7 protein-coding genes are annotated in these 8,400 nt (G+C 66.3%); 3 read left to right on the top strand and 4 right to left on the bottom strand.

The window, feature by feature from the left end:
• The 3 genes from L286_RS32250 to L286_RS32240 form a co-directional block, all read left to right on the top strand.
• Positions 1-869 (top strand): RsmB/NOP family class I SAM-dependent RNA methyltransferase (locus tag L286_RS32250; RefSeq protein ID WP_021223283.1); only part of this gene is annotated, 869 nt, incomplete at its 5' end.
• Between the two features lie 92 nt (positions 870-961).
• Positions 962-1,480, top strand: a complete 519-nt coding sequence (locus tag L286_RS32245; RefSeq protein ID WP_025161048.1) for a tetratricopeptide repeat protein — start codon at positions 962-964, stop codon at positions 1,478-1,480.
• A gap of 215 nt (positions 1,481-1,695) precedes the next feature.
• Positions 1,696-1,971, top strand: coding sequence for a hypothetical protein (locus tag L286_RS32240; protein ID WP_238559306.1), 276 nt, complete (start codon positions 1,696-1,698; stop codon positions 1,969-1,971).
• Between the two features lie 549 nt (positions 1,972-2,520).
• Here L286_RS32240 and rsmA read toward each other — a convergent pair.
• The 4 genes from rsmA to L286_RS32220 form a co-directional block, all read right to left on the bottom strand.
• A complete protein-coding gene (gene rsmA, locus L286_RS32235) occupies positions 2,521-3,363 on the bottom strand; it encodes a 16S rRNA (adenine(1518)-N(6)/adenine(1519)-N(6))-dimethyltransferase RsmA (RefSeq protein WP_025160943.1) in 843 nt (280 codons plus the stop codon).
• A 5-nt stretch (positions 3,364-3,368) separates the two neighbouring features.
• Positions 3,369-4,394, bottom strand: a complete 1,026-nt coding sequence (gene pdxA, locus L286_RS32230) for a 4-hydroxythreonine-4-phosphate dehydrogenase PdxA (protein ID WP_025160942.1) — start codon at positions 4,392-4,394, stop codon at positions 3,369-3,371.
• Positions 4,372-5,757 (bottom strand): peptidylprolyl isomerase, encoded by a 1,386-nt coding sequence (locus tag L286_RS32225; RefSeq protein ID WP_020818268.1) that lies wholly within the window; start codon positions 5,755-5,757, stop codon positions 4,372-4,374. The genes pdxA and L286_RS32225 overlap by 23 nt, the downstream gene beginning before the upstream one ends.
• A gap of 86 nt (positions 5,758-5,843) precedes the next feature.
• The gene (locus L286_RS32220) at positions 5,844-8,108 is read right to left on the bottom strand and encodes an LPS-assembly protein LptD (protein WP_025160941.1); all 2,265 of its coding nucleotides are present in this window, start codon (positions 8,106-8,108) and stop codon (positions 5,844-5,846) included.
• Between the last annotated feature and the right edge of the window lie 292 nt (positions 8,109-8,400).

The raw sequence follows: 8,400 nt of genomic DNA, 5'->3' as shown, positions 1-8,400 counted from the left end.
CCCCGGCGGGCGTCGTGCCCGGCTGGATCGAACCGCTGCTCGCCGCGCCGGTGGAGCGGGGCGCCCTGCTGGGCCGTGCGCCGGTCGACCTGCGCGTCAACCGGCTGAAGGGCGATCCGGACCGGGTCGCGCAACATTATCCCGATGCGGCCCGGATCGCCGGACTGCCCGACGCCCTGCGCCTGCCCGAAGGCGCGCCGGTCGAGCAGAGCGATCCCTGGAAATGGGGCCAGGTCGAGGTGCAGGATGCGGGCAGCCAGTTGATCTCCGCCGCCTGCGCCGCCGCGCCGGGCATGACCGTGATCGACCTTTGCGCCGGGGCGGGGGGCAAGACGCTGGCATTGGCCGCGGCGATGGGCGGCAAGGGCGTGCTGATCGCCGCCGACACCATCCGTTCGCGCCTCGCCCGGCTCGATCCACGCGCCGATCGCGCCGGGGCGACCTTCATCGAGACGCTGCTGCTGGACCAGGGGCATGAGGCGGGCGCGCTGGAAAGCCTGAAGGGCCGGGCGGACGTCGTGCTGGTCGACGCGCCCTGTTCGGGCACCGGCACATGGCGGCGCAATCCGGAGGCGCGCTGGCGGCTGACCCCGGCGCGGCTCGACCGGATGGCGGCGGAACAGGCGCGGATCCTGGATTTCGCGGCTCCCCTGCTGGCGCCGGGCGGGGCGTTGATCTATGCTGTCTGCGCGCTGACGGACCGGGAGGGGCGGGATCAGGTGCGGGCATTTCTGGAACGGCATGACGGCTGGACCGTCGAACGGATCGAAGCGGCGGTGGGCCGCGCCCATGGCGACGGGCTGCTGCTGACGCCGGGCCATGACGGGACGGACGGTTTCTATTTCGCGCGGCTGCGACGGACGGCGTGAAAGAGTCGATGGACAAGCGCCCGCAAAATCGCGAGACTTGGCCACCGGAATCCGGACCGGAATCAGCGCCTGAAACATGGCTGGAGTTGTGCATGCGTTTTACCCCTGCTTCGGTCGCTTTGGCCGTCCTGCTGACCACCGTTTCCAGCGCAGGCCTGTCGCAGCGCCCGGATTCGCAGATTTCGCCGCTGTCGGTCGAATGGCAGAAGGCGGGCGAGGCGGCGCGCAAGGCGGGCAATTATCAGGGCGCGACCGACGCGCTGGAAAGTGCGCTGGCGGTCGATCCGCGCAACCGCACCGCCTATATCGAACTGGCGCAGGTGGCGCGGGCGCAGGGTTTGCAGGGCAAGGCGATCCGCCTCTATCGCGAGGCGCTGTTGCTGGAACCCAATGACGTCACCGCTCTGGTGGGCCAGGGCGAGGCGATGGTCGAAAAGGGCGCCATCGCCAAGGCCAAGGAAAATCTCGCCCAGGCGCAGGGCCTGTGCAAGGCGAACTGCGCGGCCGTAGGCCAACTGGCGGCTGCGATAGAGAAAGGCCCGCCCGCGACCGTGCTGAGCGCGAAGGATAGCGTCCCCGCACCCAAGGGATCGGCAACCGAGACGCCTTGATCCATAGCCACACTGCCGCCAAGCCTACACAACCTCCCTTCCAGGAAGGGCCGGGGGTGGGTCTCCGAGCGCAGCGAGGATCGTTACGGCAGGATCATGCGCCGCGCCCCCAATAGGCTCGGCCGCGAACGACCAGTTTTCGCCGTTAATGACTGGTCTGCTGGCGCCTGTAACCAGACGTTGCTCGAACGCCCGTCATCGTGCGAGAATGCGGCATGGTTCGTTCATTAAATGCAGCAATCGCCATGGTTATAGCACCTGCTTTGCTGCTGGTTGCCGCCGCGCACACCGGCTTGTTCGCACTCGGATCGAGGCCTCTGACGTATGCCATACTTGTTCTGGCATGGCTCATTGGCATGGTGGCTATCGCGTCGGCGGGATGGTCGCGTAAAATTACCGTCGGGTTGATGGTCATCTATACGATCATCGGTATTCCTGCCTTGCCCCTCGTGGGCCTTCTTGCGGTCTGTTCCACAGGCGACTGCATCTAAGTCCGCTTAGCCCTCCCCGAAAGCTGCCCCAGCGGAAGCGACCATTTGTGGACAGCGACAAACAATCATACACAGCCTTTATGCGGACGTTTTTCATCCTTGGCATCGCTCTGGCTCTAACCGCGTGCGACGCATGGCCCACTGTTGTTGATAATCGTGCCCAAGGGCCGATCTCGGTCCGATATCTGCATCAGGACTATAATTACTGGTCTGCACCGTTTCCCATCAAAGCTGGATTCGCGATGTCTTTTGCAAGAGCGCATTGGATACAGGAAATCCGTGGGCTTCGGATCAAGGATGGGGGACGCGATTATGGATGGTCGGTAGCGGGAATAGCTCGTCTCGCTTCGGCATGTCCCAGCAGCGAATTTTCAAGGAGGTTTTCAGGCGCTGGTAACTGCTATCTGGTTTACCTTGGAGGGGGGCGCTTGAAGGCGACGGCAGATCTCCCAATCGGATTGCAATACGAGCAGATCGGAAACGGCAGCTAACTGCCCAAGGCTGCTCAGAACCCGACAGTCCCCTTCCCACCAAAACCAGACTCAAAAACTAAAGGCCCCCCAACACCCGCGCGACCTCAACAAATTCCTCGACGCTCACCGTTTCAGCCCGTCGTTGCGCGTCGATGCCGACCGCCGCCAGCGCATCCAGCGCACCGGGCAGGCCTTTCAGGCTTTGGCGCAGCATCTTGCGGCGCTGGCCGAAGGCGGCGGCGGTCAGGCGTTCGAGATGCTTGAGTTGCACCCCCTCCGGCGCGGGCCTGGGCGTGATGTGGACCACCGCCGACATCACCTTCGGCGGCGGGGTGAAGGCGCTGCGGTGGACCTTCATCGCAATGCGGGCGTCGCTGCGCCATTGGGACAGCACCGCCAGGCGGCCATAATGGTCGCCCCCCGGCTTCGCGACGATCCGCTCCGCCACCTCCATCTGGAACATCAGCGTCAGGCTCGACCACCAGGGAAGCGGACTCCACTCCGCCGAAAGCCAGCCGATCAGCAGCGCCGTGCCGACATTATAGGGCAGGTTGGCGATGACATGGGCGCCTTCGCCCGCCTCGGCGCGGGCGTCGACCTCCATCGCGTCGCCGGAAAGGACGCGAAGCTGGCCCGGAAAGGCCGCGTCCAGTTCGGCCAGCGCGGGCAGGCAGCGCCGGTCCCGCTCCACCGCGACCAGCTTCGCCCCGGCGCGCAGGATGGCGCGGGTCAGGCCGCCGGGGCCGGGGCCGACCTCGAAGGCGGGCTGGCCTTCCAGCGGGCCGGGAATGGCGGCGATGCGGTCCAGCAACTGCTCGTCCAGCAGGAAATTCTGGCCCAGCGCCTTGCTCGCCTGCAATCCATGGGCGGCGATAACCTCTCGCAACGGCGGAAGCGCCCGACTGGTATCGGCAGCCATGGGCCTCAGCAGCCGGGAGTCAGCCGGGCGCGGGCGGCTTCGGCGGCCATCCTGATCGCCGCCATCATCGCGCCGGGGTTGGCGCTGTCCGTGCCCGCAATGCCGAAGGCGGTGCCGTGGTCGGGCGAGGTGCGCACGATGGGCAGCCCCAGGGTGATGTTGACGCCCTCGTCGAAATTCAGCGTCTTGATCGGGATCAGCGCCTGATCGTGATACATGCACAGCGCCGCGTCATAGGTTTCGCGGGCGCGGGCATGGAACAGCGTGTCGGCGGCGAGCGGGCCGCTGATGTCGTAACCCTCGGCCTGGAGCGATTCCACGGCGGGGCGGATGACGTCGATCTCCTCCCGCCCCAGCGCCCCGCCTTCGCCGGCATGGGGGTTGAGGCCCGCGACGACCAGGCGGGGGCGGCCGATGCCGAAATTGCGCTGAAGCCCCTTGGCGGTGGTGATGGCGCGGGCGCGGATCAGGTCGATTGTCAGCGCGGACGGCACGTCGGCCAGGGGGATGTGAATAGTGATCGGCACGACCTTCAGCGACGGCCCCGCCAGCATCATCACGGCGTTGTGGGGCGCCACGCCGCAGCGTTCCGCGATGAATTCGGTCTGCCCCGGATGGGCGAAGCCGACGCCGTAAAGCTGTTCCTTGCCGACCGGGGCGGTGACGATCCCGGCCGCCGAACCGCTGCGGGCCAGGCCCACGGCGACTTCCAGCGCCTGGAACGCCGCGCGCGCGCCGTCGATGCTGGGCGTGCCGGGCGTGATCTCTCCCGCGTCCGCCACTTGCAGGCAGGGCAGGGCCTTGTCGAAGACCTCCGCCGCTTCCTCCGGCGTGCTGACCGGCTCGACCGGGCCGAGCCAGACGGCGCGCAGGGACGCGGCGTCGCCCACGGCGAAGAAGGGCGACAGGCCCCGCGCCTCCCGCATGACCCAGCTTTTGGCGACGATTTCCGGGCCAATGCCCGCCGGATCGCCCAGCGACACGGCGAAGGGCGGCATATCCGCCGGATCAGTTATAGTCGATAACGGCATCGCGGCGAAGATCGCGCAGATAGATGCGGGCGCGCTTGTTGACCCGTTCCTCCTCCAACTGCGCCATGATCTGTTCGGCGTTGGGCGCGGCGGCGGCGGAGGCTTCGTCGCGGCCGCAGACGACCAGCACGCGCACGCCGTCATTGATCGATCCGAAGGGCGGCGTCGCCTCTCCCACCTGGAGGTTCAGGAGGATGTCCTGCAACTGCGGCGGCAGGTCGCGCAGCTTCACATTGTCGTTGTCGACCACGTCGGCGCCGATCTTGCCGCCCAGTTCATTGGCCTGGCCGCAGCCCTTGACCGCCTTGACCTGCGCAGCGAAGGCGGCCGCCCTGGTGCTCGCCTGTTCCTTGGTTGTGCCGGCGGGGAAGCTGACGGAAAGCTGCTTGAGGCTGAGCAGCGCGTCGCGCGGATCGGCGGTCAGCACCTTGCGCTTGTCCATGACATAGATGATCGAGACGCCGCCCGGCACGCCGATCGGGCCGGCGATCTGGCCGACCTGCATCTCGGCGGCCGCCTGCGCCAGTTCGTCGGGCAACTGGACGGGACGGACCCAGCCCAGGTCGCCGCCGACCGCCGCCGTGGAGGCTTCGGAAAATTGCCGCGCATAGGCGGCGAAGCTGCCGCCCTGCTTGATCTGGTCGATGATGTTGCGGGCATTGGCGATGATCTGCTGCTGGTTTTCCGGCGTGGCCGACAGGTAGATTTCCCCGATGCGGAATTCGTCGCTGCCCTTGGCCGCGTTCATGCGGTCCACCACCGACTTCACCTCATCCTCCGACACGTTGACGAAGGGCTGGATATTGCGGCGGAGCAGGCGGCTCCAGGCCAGCTCGCCCTCGATCTGCCGCTTGATGCTGGCCGACGAGCTGCCCTGCTGGCGCAGATATTGGTCGAACTGAGCGGGGGACTGGCGGAAATTGGCCGCGACCCGCTCATAGCTCTGGTCGATCTCGGCCTTGTCCACCTTGATGTCGTTGGCGGCGGCTTCCTGGATCTGGAGCGTTTCGTCGATGAGGTTGCGCAGCACCTGGACGCGCAGCCTTTCCTTCTCCTCGTCCGACACCTTGCCGCCATTGGCGGTGATGATCAGGGCCAGCCGCTGGTCGACGTCCGTGCCGGTGATGATGCGGCCGTTGACGATGGCCGTCGCCTTGCGGACATTGGGGTCGCTCTTGCCGAAGATGGTCACGTCCCTGGGCAGGTTGAGTTGCTGCGAGGCGACGCCGTCATCGTCGCCGACCGTCTGGGCCGCGACGGCGTTCACGCCCGTCGCCAGGAGGGCCGAGGACAGGAGCATGGTGCGAAAACCCGACCGGACATGGCTGCCAATGCGGGAAAACGGGGAAACGACAGGCTGCATCGTCGACAAAAATCTCCAATCGGTTCGGCACGAGATGCGCCGATCCGCCTTAACCGACCCTGAGCAGGAAGCGGGAAGGCTGATCCTTATATGCCAATATTGCGAAAAGCCAGCCGAAGCTGGAAGCTGTTGCCCTTTCGTGCGTCACCCAGCACCTGATAGTCGCGCCGCCAGGTGAGGCCGAGCGTCAGGCAATCGTCCTCATAGGCGATGCCCAGGCGGTGGCGGACGGGTTCATAGCCGTCCGCGACCGACAGTGGATCTTCCTTCGTGTCGGTCAGGTCGATGACGGTCGAACCGAAGACCGACCAGAAGCGGGCGAACTGGACGCGCGCGCCCAGGCGCAATTCCTCCCGGTCCTGCAAATCCTCCAGATTGCGGTCGGCGTCGCGGTTGAGGCGGAGATAGCCGACCGTCGCATAGGTCTTGCGGCTGCCGACCGTCGCGTCGATTTCGTTGCGGCGGACGGCCAGCTTGTCCTTGTCCACGCGGAAGCGGTGGGTGACGCTGATGAAATCCCTGTAGCGGACGGTGGTGCGGCCGACGATGTCGGACAGGCGGTCCGACAGGCCGGTGCCGTCGGGCAGGATGCTCTCCCGGCTGTTCAGGCGATAGCTTTGCCCGACCACGCTCTCCAGCGAGAAGTTCGGCAATGACAGGCTATATTCCAGGCCATAGGTGACGCGGGTCGAATCCTCGAACCTGTCGTAACCGGAAAAGCGGTTCAGGGCGAAGAGGTTGCTGTCCTCCAGGTCGATGGCGCGGGCGTCCTCATTGGGGACGGAAAGGTTCGCGATCCTGGGCGCGGCGACGATCTGGACGCGCGGCGCGATGCGCTGCACGCCGCCGAACGCCTGGCCCATGAAGGGCCAGCGCATGTCGACGGCGGCTGCCGCGATGCCCCGCGCCTTCCACCCCGGATCGCCGGCGTAGCTGACCACGCTGTTCATCAGATTGTCGCTGCTGTGATAGACGTCGCCGCGCAGATAGGTGGTGAAGGTGACTTCCTGCCCCATCGGCGTCAGCTTGCGCAGGTTCCATTCGAAGGCGGCGAAGGCGCGCTGCGTGTCCTGGCCATGGGTGCGGGTGATGGCCAGGCTGTTCGCCTGCAACTGGGCCACGCCGCCCAGCAGCGGGTCTTTCATCCGCAGGCGATAGTCGATGACCGGCAGCGCGATCGGCATCTGCCCCTGCGAATCGCCGGTGCGCAGCGTCTGCACCGCCCAGCCGGCTATGGAGAAATAGCTTCTCTCCCCGATCCGTCGGGCGTTGAGCGTGGAGCGCAGCCGGTCGTCATTGCTGATGTCGTAGCGGCGAAGGAATGTGCGGTCGGTCGCGGCGCGGATCGAGCCGCCTATGCTCCATTCCGGCGTCAGTTGCAGCGCGCCGCTGGCGTCCAGATGGCCGCGAAAATCCTTTTCCGACCCCGCCGGCGCTGTGGAGGACGGGTTGCCGGTGGCGACGCGGCTGCCATAGGTGGCGTAGCCGGTGATCTGATAGGCGCCCCTGTCCCACAGGTGCCGGTAATTGCCCTCCAGCATCGGCAGCGTGTCGGTGTAGACATGCGGCGTGACGGTCAGGTCGCGATTGGGCGCCAGCTTCAGATAATAGGGCAGCGCCACTTCGAACCCGTTGTTCCGGTCGTAGCGCAGGTTCGGAACCAGCAGGCCGCTGCCGCCATTGTCGCCCACCGGATGGGAGAAGCCCGGCAGCGGGATCAGCGGCAGGCCGAACAGCTCCACGCTGGCGTTGCTGTATTTGACGCGGGCCTTGACCGGATCGTAGACGACCCGGACTGCCTTGATCTGCCAGGTGGGCTCCTTGGGGCAGCCCTCATGATCCTCGACCGCGCAGCCGGTATAGGCGGCCTTGCGCAGCGTGTAGACGCCGTTCACCCGCTGGCCGTCGGCGGCGGCCAGCCGACCGCCCGATTGCAGCACCAGCAGCATGTTGCGGACCATGCCGTCCTGAAGGGAATCGGTGACGTCGAACCTGTCGCCATAGGCGATATTGCCTTCGGGATCGGTGACGGACACGTTGCCGGTCGCCTCCACCTTGCCCGTGGTGCGGTTCCACACCACCTTGTCGGCGCGCAGCCGGTTGCCTTCCCGCAGCAACTGCACATTGCCGCTGGCGGTCACGACCTCGCTGTCGCTGTCATATTCCAGCGCGTCGGCGGCGAAGCCGATCTGGTCGTCATTTTCCGGCACCGGCGCGTCGGGCGCGCTGACCGTCGTCTGCGGTTCCTGCAACTGCTGCGCGGCGGCATGGGGGGCGATCCCCAGCCACGAAAGGGCGACGCTCGCGGCCAGGGCCTTTTTGAAACGCAAGGGGAAAGGGGAAATCTGCAAAGGTGGGGGCCTCTTCGGGGGCGCTTTGTTTCCGCCTATCGCACTGCTTTGCGCGCGCCGCAATCTTTCACCGCCAGTCTTTTGCCCGAAATCGGTCGAACGGCTTTGCCAGACGGTCGAACCCGCACTATCTGGAGGCGGAAGACATGAAGCCCCGCAGGAAATAAAGGACCATAGATGGAAATCGCGTTCAGCCCTGTCCGCCCCGAAGCCGATACGCTGGTCTTCGCCGTGCCCAAGGGCGGATTCGACGCCTTGCCCCTGGCCGCCGCGCCCGTGCTGGCGGCGGGGG

This window comes from Sphingobium sp. HDIP04, from assembly GCF_000445085.1.
GTDB lineage: Bacteria > Pseudomonadota > Alphaproteobacteria > Sphingomonadales > Sphingomonadaceae > Sphingobium > Sphingobium indicum.
The sequence above is the reverse complement of the archived record's forward strand: the minus strand, read 5'-3'. Positions and strand labels throughout refer to the sequence as shown.